The sequence below is a fragment of the Nitrospira sp. genome, assembly GCA_029194675.1.
Taxonomy (GTDB): domain Bacteria; phylum Nitrospirota; class Nitrospiria; order Nitrospirales; family Nitrospiraceae; genus Nitrospira_D.
On the sequence record JARFXP010000002.1, the window covers coordinates 297,255 to 314,459 of the forward strand.

Consider the following 17,205-nt stretch of genomic DNA (forward strand, 5'->3'; position numbering starts at 1 on the left):
AGGCATGAGTAAGAAAAAGGATATCGAGTCGATTCATTATCTCTCTCCACTGCAAGAAGGACTGCTCTTCCATGCCGTGTCCGACGCGGATGCGGATCCATATTTCACGCAGACCGGCTTCATCATCGACGGAGAGCTGGACATCAAGCCGTTCGAGCAGGCCTGGCAAAAGGTGGTGGAGCGTCATCCCATTCTCAGGACCGGCTTCGTTTGGGACGGCCTCAAGAAACCCATGCAGGTTGCGCGGCGTGGCGTGCGGGTTCCGCTGCAACTCCTCGACTGGCGGGCCCATCACAGCCGCCGGCGGGACGAAGCGCTGGCGATGTTTCTACGCGAAGATCGCCGGAAACCGTTCGATTTGCTGACGCCGCCCATGATGCGGCTCACGCTGATCCAGATGGAGAATAATCGCTGGTATTTCATCAACAGCCACCACCACATTCTATTGGATGGTTGGAGCGTGGCGCTGCTCCTGCGCGAGGTGCTGAACTGTTACGACGCGCTGGCGCACGGGCGACAGCCGGTGCTACCACCCGTGAGACCCTATGCGGAGTATTTAACTTGGCTGAGGAGCCGCAATCTGGAGTCCGCCGAGATATTCTGGCGGAACGGCCTGGCGGAATTTTCGACACCGACCGCGTTGCCGCTGGAGATGCCGCAACGCGTGGCTTCCGACGAACTGAAATCCCTGCCGTACGCGGAGCAGGAAGTGCGCCTGTCGAAGGCGGAAGTCGAAACATTGACCGCCGCCGCCAAACGCCGCCGCCTTACGTTGAACACTTTGGCGCAAGGGGCATGGTCGATCCTATTGCACCGGTGCACCGGGGCGCGCGAGGTGCTGTTCGGTGCGACCGTCTCGGGCAGACCGGCGGAACTTCCCGGGTCGGACGTCATGGTCGGACTGTTCATCAACACGCTGCCGGTTCGGGTCACCCTGCCCCCTGATGTAAAACTGGAAGACTGGCTTGCTTCGCTACAGGAACAGAATAGCCTGCTGCGGCAATACGAGTGGACGCCTTTGTCACGGATTCAACGCTGGAGCGACACACCGGGCGGGCGGCCGTTGTTCGACAGTATCATCGTTTTTGAAAGCTACCCGGAAGATGGGAGCGACAGGGATCAGCTCGGTTTGCGGATCACTCCCTTGGCTTCTCACCGGCAAGATGCCGAGTATGTCCTGACGGCCGGTCGCAACAACTATCCGCTGTCACTGATGGTGGAGCCGGCCGCGGAGCTACGGTTGATTCTCTCCTATGCGCGCGAGCGGTTTGCACATGGAGACATTGCGCGCCTCCTTGGTTATTACCGCACGCTCCTGATGGCGATGGCGGAACGGCCGGAGGTCCGCCTGGGCGAACTGTCTCCGCTGAACGAGGCGGAGCGTGGCCGTCTTCTGATGGACTGGAACCGCACCATGGTTCCCGTGAAGAGCGAACGTATCCATGAACGGATTGCACGAGTTGCGCACGAACGATCCGATGCCGTGGCCGTCGTCTATGAGGGGCAGTCCTTGACCTATGGAGAACTGGACGCCCGGGCGAACCGGCTTGCGCAGTACTTGCAAAAACTCGGTATCGGTCCGGACATGAGGGTCGGTCTCTGTGTGGAACGATCGCTCGACTTGATCGTCGGATTGCTCGGGGTGCTCAAAGCAGGCGGCGCGTATGTGGCGCTCGATCCCAAGCTTCCGAAAGAACGGCTGGCTTTTATGCTGTCGGACAGCGGCGCACGGGTAGTCCTCACGCAGGCCGCATCCGGTGACCTGTCCAGCGATTCGATGTTGCGGCAAGTTTATCTTGACCGCGATTGGCCGGAAATCGTGGCTGGGACCGATGAGCCGCTGCGGCGTCACGTGCGACCGGAAAACTTGGCCTACGTCATCTACACTTCCGGTTCGACCGGGCGGCCGAAGGGAGTCACCGTCGAGCATCGTCAGGTCGTCAACTACGTTTCCGGACTCCTGTCGCGCCTCTCGCTCGATGAAGCGACCAGTTTCGCGACCCTGTCCACGGTGGCGGCAGATCTCGGCAACACCTCGATCTTCGGTGCACTCTGTTCCGGTCGCACACTGCACATGCTGTCGGTCGATCGGGGATTCGATCCCGACGCCGTCGCGGACTACATGGCCGGCCACCGGATCGACGTGCTGAAAATCGTGCCGAGCCATCTGACCGGCCTACTTGAAGCGGGACGGCCGGAGCATGTGCTTCCGCGGCGTTGCCTGATCCTGGGCGGTGAGGCAGTTCATAGCAGCCTTGTCGAACGGATCCGGACGCTCGCACCGGACTTGGAGATCATCAATCACTATGGACCTACGGAAACGACGGTCGGAGTCCTCACCCATCGAATCGATGCGGAACCGGACCGGCATGCGGCTATTCCAATCGGACGACCCTTGGCAAACAGCCAAGTCTTCATTTTGAATCCTGACGGTCAGCCGACGCCGGTGGGAGTCTCCGGCGAATTGTATGTTGGCGGTGACGGGCTGGCGAGAGGTTATCTCGCTCGTCCGGACCTGACTGCGGAGCGGTTTGTGCCGAATCCCTTCAGCGGGCGGGGCGGGCGTCTGTACCGCACCGGTGACCGGGCACGGTATCGACCGGACGGCACCGTTGAGTTCCACGGCCGCTTGGACAATCAAGTAAAGGTGCGCGGATTTCGGATCGAGTTGGGAGAAATCGAAACGCAGTTGCGGGGAGACGGCAGATTGAAGGACGCCGTCGTGATCGTGCGAGAAGCAGCCGACGGCACGAAGCAGCTTGCAGCCTATGTCGCGGGGCCGGCCGATCTCGACCTAGACTCAGTTCGGTCCCATCTGGCGGTTCATTTGCCGGATTATATGATTCCTTCCACCCTTACCGTACTGGATGCGCTTCCCCTGACCGCCAACGGCAAGATCGATCGAGCGGCGCTTCCTGACCCCGAGCAGGCACAGACGCCGCAGCGTGACGCCTACGCCGCTCCACGGAACGACGTCGAAACGACGCTTGCGCAAATCTGGGCCGATGTCTTGCATGTTGATCGGGTCGGAATTCACGACAACTTCTTTGCGATCGGCGGCGATTCCATCCTCTGTCTACAGATTGTTGCCAAGGCTCACCGCGCGGGCATCAAGCTAACGCCCAAACTGGTGTTTCAACATCATACGATCGCCGCTCTGGTGGCTTCTCTCGATGAACAAGTTCCCCTCACGGGAGCAGAAGAACCGCGCCCGGATACCGCGTCGATCGAACCGTTTGCTCTTGCGAGGGTCGATAAAAGTCAGTTGGACTCCATCCTTGCCCGATTCGGAGCGGATGTCGAAGACGTGTACCCGAGTTCTCCAATGCAACAGGGCATGCTGCTTCATTCCTTTCAAGGGGATAAGACGGGCGTTTATCACAACCAGCTGACATATACGTTCTCTGCTGACTTTGACGACCGTGCCTTCACGCAAGCCTGGCAACGGATGATCGAAGACCATGCCATTCTGCGGACCGGATTTCTGTGGAACGTCGCACCGGAACCACTGCAAATAGTTTTTCGCAGCATCCCTGTTCCGATCGAACGTCGTGATTGGCGAGGATTGTCAGATGAGAGGGAACGGGAAACTGCATTGCGTGAATACTTGGCGCAGGACCGGATACGCGGATTTGACGTTGCGAAACCACCGCTCATGCGGTTGTGTATCATCCGCATGAGGGAACAGCTATGGTGCATCGTGTGGAGCCTCCATCATGCAATCCTCGATGGATGGTGCCAGGCCCTGTTGCTTAAGGAAGTGCTGGAAACTTATTACCTGCTTCGGAGTGGGCAGGTCCCCAGGAAGCACTCCACATCATCCTACCGAAACTATATTCAGTGGCTCCTGCGGCAGGACATGACAGCGGCGGAAGCGTTCTGGAGGCAGTTTCTACATTCCTTCCACACGCCAACTAGATTGATTTACTCGACGAAGCCTGTTCGGCCTCTTGATCGCCGCTATGGAGAGCACCGAGTCGAGTTTTCACAAGGGCGCACCGCTGGAATCCATCGGCTCGCTCAATCCCTGCACGTGACGGTGAACACGGTGATTCAGGGGGCCTGGGCGATCCTCCTGTCTCGCTACAGCGGTGAGCAGGATGTCCTCTTCGGTATTACAGTTTCCGGTCGTCCTCCCGATCTACCAGGTGGACAGGCGATCATCGGGCTGTTCATCAATACGCTGCCTCTTCGGGTGCAGGTCGCCCCAGAGGCCAACTTGGAGAATTGGCTGCGCGACATTCAGGCAACTAATGTGGAGTTGCGAGGATACGAATACAGTCCCTTGCTCCGGGTGCAGGGATGGAGCGGGATCAAACGAGGAGTTCCACTTTTTGATAGCGTGCTCGTTTTTCAGAACTATGTGATCGACGATGCTATCGAGAAGCACAGTCAAGAGCTCGGCATTGATCTACTCGATGGCGAAGAAGGGTGGACCGACTTTCCACTGACCGTCACAGTCGTTCCAGATCAGCAATTATCACTGATCTTTTCGTATGACAGGCAGTGCATAGACGATCGATCGGTGGAATGCATAGCGGAGCATTGGGGACTATTGCTCGACAGCATGGTCGCAAATTCCGCATCCAGACTGACCGAGTTGTCGATTGTCTCGACTGGCGATCAGCAGCGACTGTTGGTCGACTGGAATGCGACCGAGCGGTCTTATCCTTCCCGTTGCCTGCACGAAATATTCGAATCCCAGGTTGAACACACACCAGATGCCATTGCGGTAATCTCCGAAGAGATTGCTTTAACGTACCGAGAACTGAACACCCGCGCCAACCAGCTGGCTCGGGTATTACGAGAAGAAGGTGTTGGGTCGGATGTCCTGATAGCCCTATGCCTTGAACGTTCTCATGACCTGCTTGTCGCGATGCTTGGGATCCTGAAGGCAGGAGGTGCTTATGTGCCGCTCGATCCGACGTATCCTAAGGAACGTTTGAAATACATGCTAAGGGATTCCATGGCACCAATAGCGCTAACGCACAGGAAACTGCTTGAGGGGATGAAGCTGGACGGCGTTCAGTTAATCGACATGGATGATTGGGGTCGAATGGTCGGTCAATCCGATCAGAACTTGCCGGTAACGCAATCGCCTGATCACTTAGCTTATGTCATCTACACCTCCGGATCGACAGGCAAGCCGAAAGGGGTCATGGTCCGGCATTGCAGCGTGGTGAACTTCCTCCTGTCAATGATCGAGGCTCTGCGTCCGTGCAATGACGAAGTTGTTGCGGCCACAACATCGGTTTCCTTCGACATTGCGGTCTTGGAATTGTTCTTGCCCTTGGTGATCGGAGCTAAAACGGTCATTGTAAGCCGCGACGTGGTGGTCGAAGGTCCTAGATTGGTTGCGGAACTCGAGCGGGTCGGCGCAACCTTCATGCAGGCGACCCCATCGGGATGGAGGTTGTTGCTCAGTGCCAAGCGTCTTCCAAAGCTGAAAGTATTGTGCGGTGGCGAGGTGTTTCCGCGGGAACTGGCTCGTGAATTCCTAGCCAATCAATTGAATCCCTACAATCTATATGGCCCAACCGAAACAACTGTCTGGTCAATGATAGCTTCTGTGACCCATGCCGATGATACCGTCCCAATCGGTCTTCCAATTGGCAATACTCAGGTGTACTTACTCGATGCTTCGTTCTGCCTAGTTCCGATAGGTGTTCCCGGTGAAGTCTATATCGGTGGTGATGGCTTAGCCAGAGGTTATTGGCAGAGACCAGAACTAACGGCGGAACGATTTATTCCGAATCCGTTCAGTCGGCAACCTGGTGGCCGGCTCTATAGAACCGGTGATCAGGCCCGTTATCGTCCGGATGGGACAGTGGAATTCCTTGGGCGTGTCGACCATCAGGTCAAGATCCGAGGGTATCGAATTGAATTGGGAGAAATCGAAGCGCGGATGATGCAGCATCCACACGTTCGGGAAGCCGTCGTGGTCGTCAGGGAAGACCGTCCGGGAGACAAGCGGCTGATTGCCTACATCGTGAGCGAGAGTCCCGCATGCGACGCAGCAGCCATCCGATCATTCACGGCCGAAACGCTGCCGGACTACATGGTCCCTTCCGTGGTGATGTTCCTGGATACATTGCCATTGACGCCGAACGGAAAGGTTGATCGGAAGGCCTTGCCGGTGCCGGATGACGATCAACTGTCGCCGCGCGACGGAGCCCCGGGCACCGCGACCGAAGAGATTCTGGCCGGGATCTGGGCCGAGATCCTCGGCCTCAAGCACCTCGGCGTCCACGATAACTTTTTCGAGCTGGGCGGCCATTCGCTCCTCGCGACACAGGTGGTATCACGGGTTCGCTCGGTCTTTCATATTGAATTGCCGTTGCGCGCTTTATTCGATCATCCCACCGTTGAAGAGTTTGCCGCTGCTGTCGACCGTTCTGTGGCAGCAGAAGGAGGTAGACAACTTCCGCCGCTTGTGCTTACGCCGAGAATCGAATCCATGCCGTTATCATTTGCGCAGCAGCGGCTCTGGTTTCTATGGCAACTCGCCCCGGACAGTCCGATGTATAACGTTCCCGTGGCTCTGCGAATCACCGGCTCCTTGGATGAAGCGGCGCTGGCAAACAGTTTCTATCAATTGGCGTGCCGCCATGAGGTAGTACGTACAACGTTTCCCATGAGCGGAGGTCAGCCGATACAGGTCATCGCCCCGGAACCCATACATTCGATGTCCGTATCCGACCTCAGGGATGTGTCGACGGACGAACGCGAGGCAATCGTTCAATCGCTGACGCGGGAAGAAGCACTAAAGCTATTTGATCTGTCGAGCGGACCATTACTGCGCGTGCACTTGTTGCGAATAGACGACCAAGAACAGGTCCTGCTCGTCACCATGCACCATATTATTTCAGATGCTTGGTCAATGACTGTACTTATTGATGAGATAACGAAGTTATACGCCGCATCTGTGACCGGACAGGCATGCTCGTTGTCGCCGCTGTCGGCGCAATACGCAGATTATGCGGTATGGCAGCGGACATGGCTGGCGGGAGATGTACTGGACAGACAATTGGCGTATTGGAAACAACAGTTGAAAGATGTTCCCGTGATTGCCTTGCCGACGGATCGGCCGAGACCAACTGTCCAGACCTACCGAGGTGCCATTCATTCTATGAGCATATCCAATGGTGTGGTGGACCGGCTCAGAACCTTGGGGCGAAGGCGTGGGGCGACGTTGTTTATGACCCTCCTGACTGTGCTGAAGGTGCTGCTTAGATATGAGACCGGTCAGCGGGACATCGTGGTGGGGACCGACGTGACCAATCGCAACCTGCTAGAAGTTGAAAACCTCATAGGCTTCTTTGTCAATCAAATCGTACTGCGTGTGGCTGTCGATTCTACGCTCTCATTCCAAGAGCTGCTTGATCGGGTTCGTGATGTGACGCTGGCGGGGCATGCTCATCAGGATGTACCGTTTGAAATGCTGGTCGCTTCCCTCAAGGTGAAGCGCGAGCTTCAGTACTCGCCCTTGTTTCAAATCAAACTGATTCTGCAACAAGCCCCTCCACCGGCAGACGAGCCTCCGGGCTTGTCGCTCAGCGTCATGGACAATGAAAAGACAACCGCCGAATTGGATATGTTACTCAATTTTGAAGAGAGCGCCGATGGATTGAGTGGATGGGTTGAGTACAACATCGATCTCTTCGATGCCGGGAGCATCGCTCGGCTTGCGAGATATTTCTCAGTGATTGTCGAGCAGGTTGCAACGAATCCCCACGTCACGGTTGAAGAACTCGAACGCATGCTGGCGGAGCACGACAATCTCCAGCGAACCAGATTCCGGCAAGAACATCACCAAGCGACCAGTAGGAATCTCAAGAGCATCCGGCGAAGGGCAATGAGCCCGCCCCCTATAAACCTCTCAAGCATGAGGACCGATCGATGAACGATTCAAATCAGAAAACCGAGACCATGCCAAGATTGAGAGGCATACGCCGGAAGGCCATCAGCTTATCCCAGGAGCACCTTGTGACGGCGGAACCGCTTCTCCCCGGGAAAGTGCTTCCCTTGCTGGTTCAGCCAACTGTAACAGGACTCAGCATAGTGGGTTGGGCCGAGCAACAACGAGAATGGGTGCAGACGCGGCTTCTGTATCACGGTGCCATCTTGTTTCGAAACTTTCAGGTCAACGGGGTCACAGATTTTGAGCAGTGTGTGACGGCCCTATCCGGAGGTGCGCTGGAGTATCGTTTCCGGGCCTCACCGCGCACGCAAGTGGGTGCGAATGTGTATACGGCTACCGATTATCCGCCGGACCAGAGCATTTTCCCCCACAACGAGCACGCGTACTCTCCGGTCTTCCCGCTTCAGCTGTTCTTTTATTGCGCTGTTCCGGCGCAAAACGGCGGAGAAACTCCGATTGGGGATACGCGCGAGGTTCATCGGAGTATCGATCCAGAAATCAAGCGACGATTCCTCAAGAAGCAAATCATGTATGTGCGTAATTATGGCGACGGTTTCGGCCTTCCATGGCCGACGGTCTTTCAGACTGAGGATAGATCTCAAGTGGAGGCATACTGCCGAAGCGTGGGAATAGAAGTGGAATGGAAGACAGGGAACCGACTGAGGACCAGGCAAGTGGGGCCGGCCGTCATGCGTCATCCACGAACCCAGGAGCCCATTTGGTTCAACCATGGAACATTCTTTCACGTCTCAACATTGGAACCAACCATACGAGAAGCGCTTCTGAAAGAATTCACTGAAGAGGATTTGCCTCAGAACACATACTACGGAGATGGGCAGCCAATCGAGCCGGACGTTCTTGAACATCTTCGGTCGATCTATCAGGAAGCCATGGTTGTGTTTCCATGGCAACAGGGGGATGTGTTGCTATTGGACAACATGCTGGCCCTTCACGGGCGCAGGCCGTTCAGCGGACCGCGCAAAATCTTGGTGGCGATGGCAGAAGCCTGCCGCGGAGCCGATTTTCGCCTAGTGGCGGAGGAGATGTGATCATGTCAGGGAGCGACGCACCGAATAGTATGGTCCAAGGGTATCGCCTGTCACCCCAACAAGAACGTGTGTGGTTGTTAGAGCGCGGTGCGCAGTCAATACGTCTTTTCGCCCGATGCCGCGTGATGCTCGAGGGCTCGCTTGATGCAGCGGTGTTGAAAATGGCGCTTGAGGATATCCTGCAACGTCATGAGATTCTCCGCACCACACTCCAATGTATTCCGGGCATGACGTTGCCTGTGCAGGTGATCGCAGAACAGAGTGCGTTGTCGCATCAGGAGTATGATTTGACGGGACGGATGCCTAGCGACCAGGAGTGTCAGATCGAAACGCTCCTGCAAGGATTGCAAGAGGAACGGGCCGATTCGATGAGCAGTTCGTCGATGCATACGATCTTGATAAAGCTCAGTGACGTCAAGCATCTGTTGATGATCGACTTGCCCGGCTATTGTGTAGATGGGGTGACATTCAAGAATCTCATCCGCGAACTCGAAGCAACCCACGAGGCCTATGCTCAAGGCGTCAGTGCTGTTCTCGATGATCCGTTGCAGTACGCGGACTTTGCAGAATGGCAGCACTCGTTATTGTCGGATGAAGCGGGGCAGGTTGGGCGTACGCATTGGCGCAAGCAGGCAGAGGGGATCGTCGGTCCGCTTGGAAATCGGTTGCCCTTCGAGCGGGCGCTCAGCGACGGTGTGAATCTCACTCTCAAGCGAATACCCATTGCCATATCGAAGAAGTGCTTGGCTCAAGTCAATTCCCTTGTCGAACAGAAGGCGAGTGCAAGCTCGACGTTTTTCTTGGCATGTTGGCGCATCTTGCTCCAACGGCTCATCGGACGAGAAGACATCGTGGTTGGTGTGGCCTGTGACGGCCGGACGCATGACGAAATGCGGAATGCCTTCGGGCCTTTTGCAAGATATCTCCCAGTACTGACCACTCTCGATCAGAACCTCCCATTTAGCACGGCTCTCGAGCGGCTCCAACAAGCTGTGGCTGAGGCTCATGAATGGCAAGAGTATTTCGCGTGGGAGGACATCCAGAACGCGCCAATACGCGGCGATGGTTCTTACTTTCCATTTTGTTTCGAATTCGAGGAAGAACAATCATCCTGCTCGAATGCCACGCTTTCATTCAGAATCGAGAGCAAAGAAACGTACCTCGATCGATTCAAAATTCGACTCGTCTGTCATCGAAAAGACGGTTTCATCGATGCCATATTGCAATACGACGAATCGTGCTATCCGGATGAAGTGATGGCATGCCTTGCGAAACAGTTGGAGACGCTTGTGAGTCAAGCTGCATGCCAACCAGAGGCAGCCATCGGTGACATCGAGACATTGGGCGAGCTGGAATGCCACCAAGTGTTGCACACCTTCAATGTCTGTCCCCCTCAAGAGCGGTGCGATCAATGCCTACATCACTTATTTGAGGCACAGTCCGCGCATGCACCGGACAATATTGCTCTGGTATATGAGGAGCAATCAGTCACGTATCGCGAGCTTGATAGGCGGGCCAACCAATTGGCCCACTATCTGAAAAGTCAGGGAGTTGGACCTGAAACAGCGGTTGGGATTTGTGTGGAGCGCTCCCCGGAATTGATCGTGGGGCTACTGGGGATTCTCAAGGCAGGCGGAGCCTATGTACCGATTGATCCATCGTATCCGAAGGATCGAAGGGACTATCTCCTCCACGATTCACGAGCTCCCATTCTGTTGATTCAGAATCGGTTTCGGGAGGAATTCCTCGGAACGCCGGTCTCCATCGTGAGTATTGATTCGGAGACTCAGCCATTCGAGGAATACAGCGAGCTGAAACCATCGACTCATGAGACTCCGGCCGGAGTGGCCTATATCATCTACACTTCGGGTTCGACCGGTCGCCCCAAAGGTGTGCTGGTCACTCATCGTAATGCGGTTCACTCTACAAAGGCACGGCGAGCTTACTACAAGAAGCCCGTGACCAGCTTTCTCTTATTGTCTTCGTTTGCGTTCGATAGCTCGGTGGCGGGAATTTTTTGGACGTTGAGCCAGGGTGGCAGGCTCTGTCTTGTCCGGGAGGGAGTTCAGAAGGCTCCATCTGAACTTGGGGCGTTGATCGAACAGGCGCAAGTGACCCATTTGTTGTGTTTGCCCTCGCTGTATTCCGTATTGCTCGAACAAGTACCTGTCGCACAGCTGAACTCGCTCCACACCATCATTGTCGCGGGAGAATCCTGTCCGAAGGACTTGGTGGCTAGACACCAGGCGAATCTACCTCTTGCGCTGCTTTTTAATGAGTATGGGCCAACTGAGGGGACCGTTTGGAGCACAGTGCATCGGACCAGTGTTTCAGATGAGGGGGCAACCGTATCGATCGGCCGACCGATTGCCGGTGTGAGGATCTACATTTTGGATGCCCACATGAGACCTGTGTCTATCGGCATGCTGGGTGAATTGTTCATAGCCGGAGAGGGACTGGCTCGTGCGTATCACGACCGGCCGGACCTGACTGCGATGAAATTTATTCCAGACCCCTTTTCTCCAGTAGAGGGTGGCCGGTTGTATCGAACCGGTGATCTGGCTCGCTATAGACCAGACGGCACTATCGAGTTCGCGGGCCGAGGTGACCAGCAAGTAAAAATTCGCGGCTACCGCATCGAGCCGGGTGAGATCGAAGCACGACTTCTCGAACATCCTGCTGTACAGGACGCCATCGTTCTAGCGCGGGAAGCTGTTACAGGGGACATGCTCATGGTGGCGTACGTCGTCCAGCGGGAAAACGCCCAGGACACGACTGCATTGCGAGAATTCCTCAAGGAGCGTCTGCCTGAATACATGATTCCGTCAGCGACGATCGTGTTGACAGGGTTTCCGCTGACGCCAAACGGGAAGGTCGATCGTAAGGCGTTGCCGATGCCGGATGTGACCGGGCAATTGGCGCATCAATATGTCGCGCCTCGATCGCCGACAGAAGAACTATTATGTGGGATTTGGGCGAATGTGTTGCAGGTGGCGCAGGTGGGTGTTCACGATAACTTCTTTGATTTAGGCGGACACTCCTTGCTGGCGACACAGGTGATGGTGAGGTTGCGTGATGTGTTTCGCGTAGATCTGCCGATGCGAGTCTTGTTCGAGACCGCAACGGTGGCCAAACTGGCCGAAGCAGTGGAATCGGCCCGTCTTCTGGACGGAAGCATGGACGCGCCGTCGATCTCGCGAGTGGAACGTGACGGACCGGTTCCGTTGTCCTTCGCCCAGCAGCGTCTATGGGTATTGACGCAACTGGAACCGCATGGAGCTTCCTACAATCTTCCGATTGCGCTGCGGCTATCGGGAAGGCTCGATGTAGCGGCCCTGGAACGGAGTGTCAACGAACTGGTCCGTCGGCATGAAGTGCTGCAGACTATAGTGTCTCTGTCGGACGGACAACCGGTACAAACCGTGACGCCGGCATCGACGATGTCAGTGCCTCTTGTCGCACTCGATCATTTGTCTGGATCGGAGCGGGAGGCGGCTGTATTGCGGCTTGCGACGGACGAAGCTCAGCGTCCATTCGAGCTGGCCTATGGCCCCATGCTGCGTGTCACGCTGCTTAAACTCGACGCGGAGGAACACGTTCTGCTCTTGACGATGCACCACATCGTGTCCGACGCGTGGTCCTCACACATTCTGGTGCGGGAAATGACCGAGCTGTATATCGCTCAGGTTCAAGGCAGACCGGCGTCCCTGCCCGAACTGCCGGCTCAATACGCGGATTTCGCGATATGGCAACGACAATGGTTGTCCGGCGCGCGCTTGGATCGCCAAGTCGATTACTGGAAGGAGCGGCTGGCCGGTGCGCTCGAGCCGTTGAATCTTCCGATGGATCGTGCGCGATCACCGGTTCAGACTTCCCGCGGCGCGTCGCTGACGCTTTTGTTGTCCTCTGAATTGTCCGCAGCCATGACCGAGCTCAGCCGGCGCGAGGGTGTGACCATGTTCATGACCCTACTGGCGGGGTTCTATACGTTGCTGTTCAGGTATACGGGCCGGACGGACCTTATCGTCGGGTCTCCGATCGCCAACCGCACCCGTAGCGAGATCGAAGGGCTCATCGGGTTCTTCGTGAACACGCTGGCGTTGCGGGCCGATCTGTCGGGAAGACAGACCGTTCGCGAGCTCCTCGCGCTGGTTCGGCAGGTGTGCCTCGGCGCCTACACACATCAGGACGTGCCGTTCGAAAAACTGGTAGAAGTGCTGCAGCCAGTGCGCGACGTCAGCTACTCGCCGATCTTCCAGGTCATGTTCGAGCTGCAAAACGCCCCTGCATCGGAACTGGACATACCCGGACTTCGCATCGATACAGTGGATGTAGAATCGCTGACAGCCAAGTTCGATCTGACCCTGACGCTGTGCGAAACCGACAGTGGGCTGACCGCATCGATGGAATACAACACCGACCTGTTTTCCGCTGATCGCGTCATGCGTATGCTTCGGCACTATGAATTGATTCTTCAGAATATGGCTGCGAGGCCCGATGCGGCGATCGAGGAATTGCGCCTGTTGACCGGTGAGGAAGAGCAGCGCTTGTTGACGGACTGGAACGTGGGACCCAGCCTTCCGGTGCCGGATCGGTCATTTTCCCGGTTGTTCGAAGCGCAGACGTCGGCGACACCGGACAGCGTGGCGGCCGTCTGGTTGGATCGGCGTGTGACCTATCACGAATTGAATCGCCGGGCCAACCGAGTCGCCCACGCGTTGCTGCTCAAAGGAGTGGGGCCCGAAACGGCCGTGGCGCTTTTAGGCGACCGAGATTTGGACTTTCTCACGATGCTGCTGGGAATTCTCAAGGCAGGGGGTATTTATCTACCGCTCGACGCGGGGCACCCGGATCATCGGCTGGCGCATATGCTCGGCGAAAGCCGCGCGCCTGTGCTGTTGACCACGGAGGCCTATCGGCAGCGTGTGAAGCCACTGACGGAAGGGCTTGCAGAGAACTCAAAGCAGATCCTGCTGACGATGGAGGAAATTCAGTCGTCGGTGGAGCAGGACAGCAATCCCAGTACGCCGTGGCATGCCGCGCAGACCGTCTATGTGATCTATACCTCCGGCTCCACGGGACTGCCCAAAGGCGCGATGGTCGAACATCGAGGGATGCTCAATCACCTGTGGGGAAAAGTGACGACGCTTCGGCTGACCGCCACTGACGTGATTGCTCAGACGGCGTCCCAGTGCTTCGATATTTCCGTCTGGCAATTTTTGGCCCCGCTCTTGTGCGGGGGACGCGTCTGCATCGTTCCCGACGACATCGCTCATGACCCAGCGCGGCTATTGCGCCACGTGGAAGCGGCTGGCGTCACGGTTTTCGAGACCGTGCCAGCGTTGCTGCAGGGCATGCTCGATATGGCGGCCGATGCGGACGATCGTGAGCCTGAACTCAAACGGCTGCGGATGGTTCTGCCGACTGGAGAGGCGCTGTCCGGGCAACTGTGCCGCCGCTGGCTCGGCCGCTATCCGTCGATTCCGCTGGTCAATGCCTATGGCCCGGCGGAATGTGCGGACGACGTGGCTCTGCATCAGATTATCGAGAGTCCGGACGGGGAGGCCGCCTTTATGCCGATCGGCATGCCGGTGCCCAATCTCGATCTCTATGTGTTGTCGCCGTCTCTCAAGCCGCTGCCGGTCGGAGTGGCGGGAGAATTATGCGTGGCGGGAGTCGGCGTTGGGCGGGGATACCTGTTGAATCCGGCCAAGACGGCCGAAGTATTTGTGCCCCATCCCTTCGCGAAAGAGCCGGGCGCCCGTCTGTACCGGACCGGGGATATGGCCCACTATCTGCCGAACGGTGTCATCCAATTCATCGGCCGGATGGATCATCAGGTCAAAGTGCGGGGGTTCAGGATGGAACTGGGAGAAATCGAGTCACAACTCCTGGCCCATCCGGACGTGCATGAGGCCGCGGTCGTCACCAGGGAAGATGCCAGGGGAGATAAACGGCTCGTCGCCTATGCGGCTGGAGGCGCGTCCAGCGAAGCACTTCGCGAGTTCTTGCGCGGACGATTGCCGGACTATATGGTGCCGTCCGTCCTTGTCGTGTTGGAATCCCTGCCCCGCAATGGCAACGGCAAGCTCGATCGCCGCTCGTTGCCTGAACCAGCCGGCCGGGATCCGCAACAGACGTTCGTGGCGCCCCGTACGGACATGGAAACGAGGCTTGCGCGCGAATGGGCAGAGGTGCTCGGCCTGCCGCAAGTGGGAATTCACGACAATTTTTTTGATCTCGGCGGCCACTCGTTGACCGCAGTCCAGCTTGTGTCTCGCATCCAACGGATGATCGGGAATCCCGTCGCACTGCTCGATCTTTTCCAGGCTCCGACGGTCGCGGGCTTGGCGCACCGGATTTCCGGTCAAGCCGAGGCGGCGTCTTCTCCGTTTGTGGTACTTCAGGTCGGACGTGGGGGCGCGCCGCTCTTCTGTTTTGATCCGACGGGAACGCATGTCTCGGCCTATCAATCACTCGCCTATGCGTTGGGTGAAGACCGGCCCGTCTACGGATTGACGTTGAGCTGGATCTTCTCGGAACCATGGAATGCGCTGTCGATGGATAGGATTGCCGAACACTACGCCACTATCATCCGCGAGCGGCAGCCGGATGGGCCGTATCATCTGCTCGGATGGTCCAACGGAGGGGCCGTCGCCTTGGCTGTGGGGCGACTGCTCGAACAGCAGGGGCGATCACTCGCATTTCTGGGCATTCTGGATACACAACCCCAGACGGCATCGGAATCTAGGGCTTCGGTCGGCGAGGAACTTAATCATTATATACAGGGCGATCGCAGGGAGGCCTTCCTGGCTTTGCCCGAGACCGAGCGGAAGGCGCTGAAGGACGGGCTGGCGCAGTTGAACGAGGAAGAGCGGGTGGAACATGCGATCGGATGGGCTCAAGCCCGCAACCTGCTGTCTCGCGAGGAGTCCGACGCGTCCGTCGCCGCACTGAAGGTCGCCTATGCCTTGGACCGGGAGACGGTCAGGATTCTGAACGCTGTTACGCAGAATCCCTTGCGGGCGTCGATTCATGCCTGGTGGACCAGCGCAACCCTAGACAAGTGCGGAGGAGCGCCGATCGATTGGTCACGATGCACGAGAGGTCCCGTGGAAACCGGAACGGTACTCGGCGAACACACGGATGCGGTCCGAAGTATTCAAGTCCATCAGCAGATCGGTGAAATTCTATCGCGATTCGAGAGGGTCCCGCAGCGTCGCTGACGGCAGGTCCGTTGCGTAACAACGAGTCGACGGCAAAGGCACGATGGCGCCGCGGGAGCACGAAAGGAGCCATATGCAGTACGAGCCAAATACCAACGAGAAATTCAAGATTGTGATGAACACCTACCAGGTATTCGGATTCTGGGAAACAGTCAAGGAGGTCATCCTGTACCTTCTCAGCCAAAAGCCGGCCGATGATTTCGACCGGAAGTACGGGGTCGCGACCTCGGGAGTCACCGAATCCTCAGAGGCCGGCATCGCCGATGAAACGGCAAGGAGCTTGGCGGTCGGGTATGTGCCGACGAGAGAGGTCGTGATCCGGCATATTCTGGAGAACACGACGAAGGGATTCGATCTCAAGGAATATTCCTTCGTGGACCTGGGATGTGGAAAGGGCCGTGCGTTGATCGTAGCCGCTCAATTGCCGTTCAAAGAAGTGATCGGTGTCGAGCTGTCTCCATTGCATTGCGAGGTGGCGACGGCCAATGTCGAGGGATATGTGTCGAACGGAAGACATCCCGTGTTGTGCCGGAATATCAGGGTAGACTGCATCAATGCGGCGGAGTTCAAGTTTCCGGACACTGATCTGCTCATTTACATGTACCGACCTTTCCTCGGGCCCGTGTTTAAAGAGGTCGCCGATAACATGCGCCGGTTCCAAGCCGTGACCGGACACCGCGTCTTGATCGCCTACTCCTGTCCGGTCGAGGAGCTGATGCTTCAGGAATACTCGGGGTTTGTAAAAAGAACCGAGTATCAAGTGATCTCAATGGACTACTCGTGGAGTCTGTGGGAATGCCAGGCTGAACAAACGCAGGCTGTGCTTATCTGATTCGGGCATCGCTGCCTCTCATGTAATTTGTGCCCAGATTTTCTACGCGCATACTTCCTGCCACGCCGTACGAGTTCCAGCGAAAAGGGTTGCCTCCGAAGTGGCTACCCACACCCAGTCTGAAAACCCTTCTGCGTATGCCGTCACGCCATTTAGCCTCGATCCGGCAGGTGAGGT

At 56.9% G+C, this 17,205-nt stretch carries 4 protein-coding genes; all 4 read left to right on the forward strand.

What is annotated here, in order from left to right:
• The first annotated feature begins 4 nt into the window (after positions 1 to 4).
• The 4 genes from P0120_10320 (at position 5) to P0120_10335 (ending at position 17,028) form a co-directional block, all read left to right on the forward strand.
• Complete coding sequence (locus tag P0120_10320) at positions 5 to 7,903, forward strand: amino acid adenylation domain-containing protein (GenBank protein ID MDF0674712.1); 7,899 nt, start codon at positions 5 to 7, stop codon at positions 7,901 to 7,903.
• The gene (locus tag P0120_10325; protein ID MDF0674713.1) at positions 7,900 to 8,970 is read left to right on the forward strand and encodes a TauD/TfdA family dioxygenase; all 1,071 of its coding nucleotides are present in this window, start codon (positions 7,900 to 7,902) and stop codon (positions 8,968 to 8,970) included. Before P0120_10320 ends, P0120_10325 begins: the two co-directional genes overlap by 4 nt.
• Positions 8,971 to 8,972: 2 nt before the next feature.
• Complete coding sequence (locus P0120_10330; protein MDF0674714.1) at positions 8,973 to 16,196, forward strand: amino acid adenylation domain-containing protein; 7,224 nt, start codon at positions 8,973 to 8,975, stop codon at positions 16,194 to 16,196.
• A gap of 73 nt (positions 16,197 to 16,269) precedes the next feature.
• Complete coding sequence (locus P0120_10335) at positions 16,270 to 17,028, forward strand: class I SAM-dependent methyltransferase (protein ID MDF0674715.1); 759 nt, start codon at positions 16,270 to 16,272, stop codon at positions 17,026 to 17,028.
• The last annotated feature ends 177 nt before the right edge of the window (positions 17,029 to 17,205 follow it).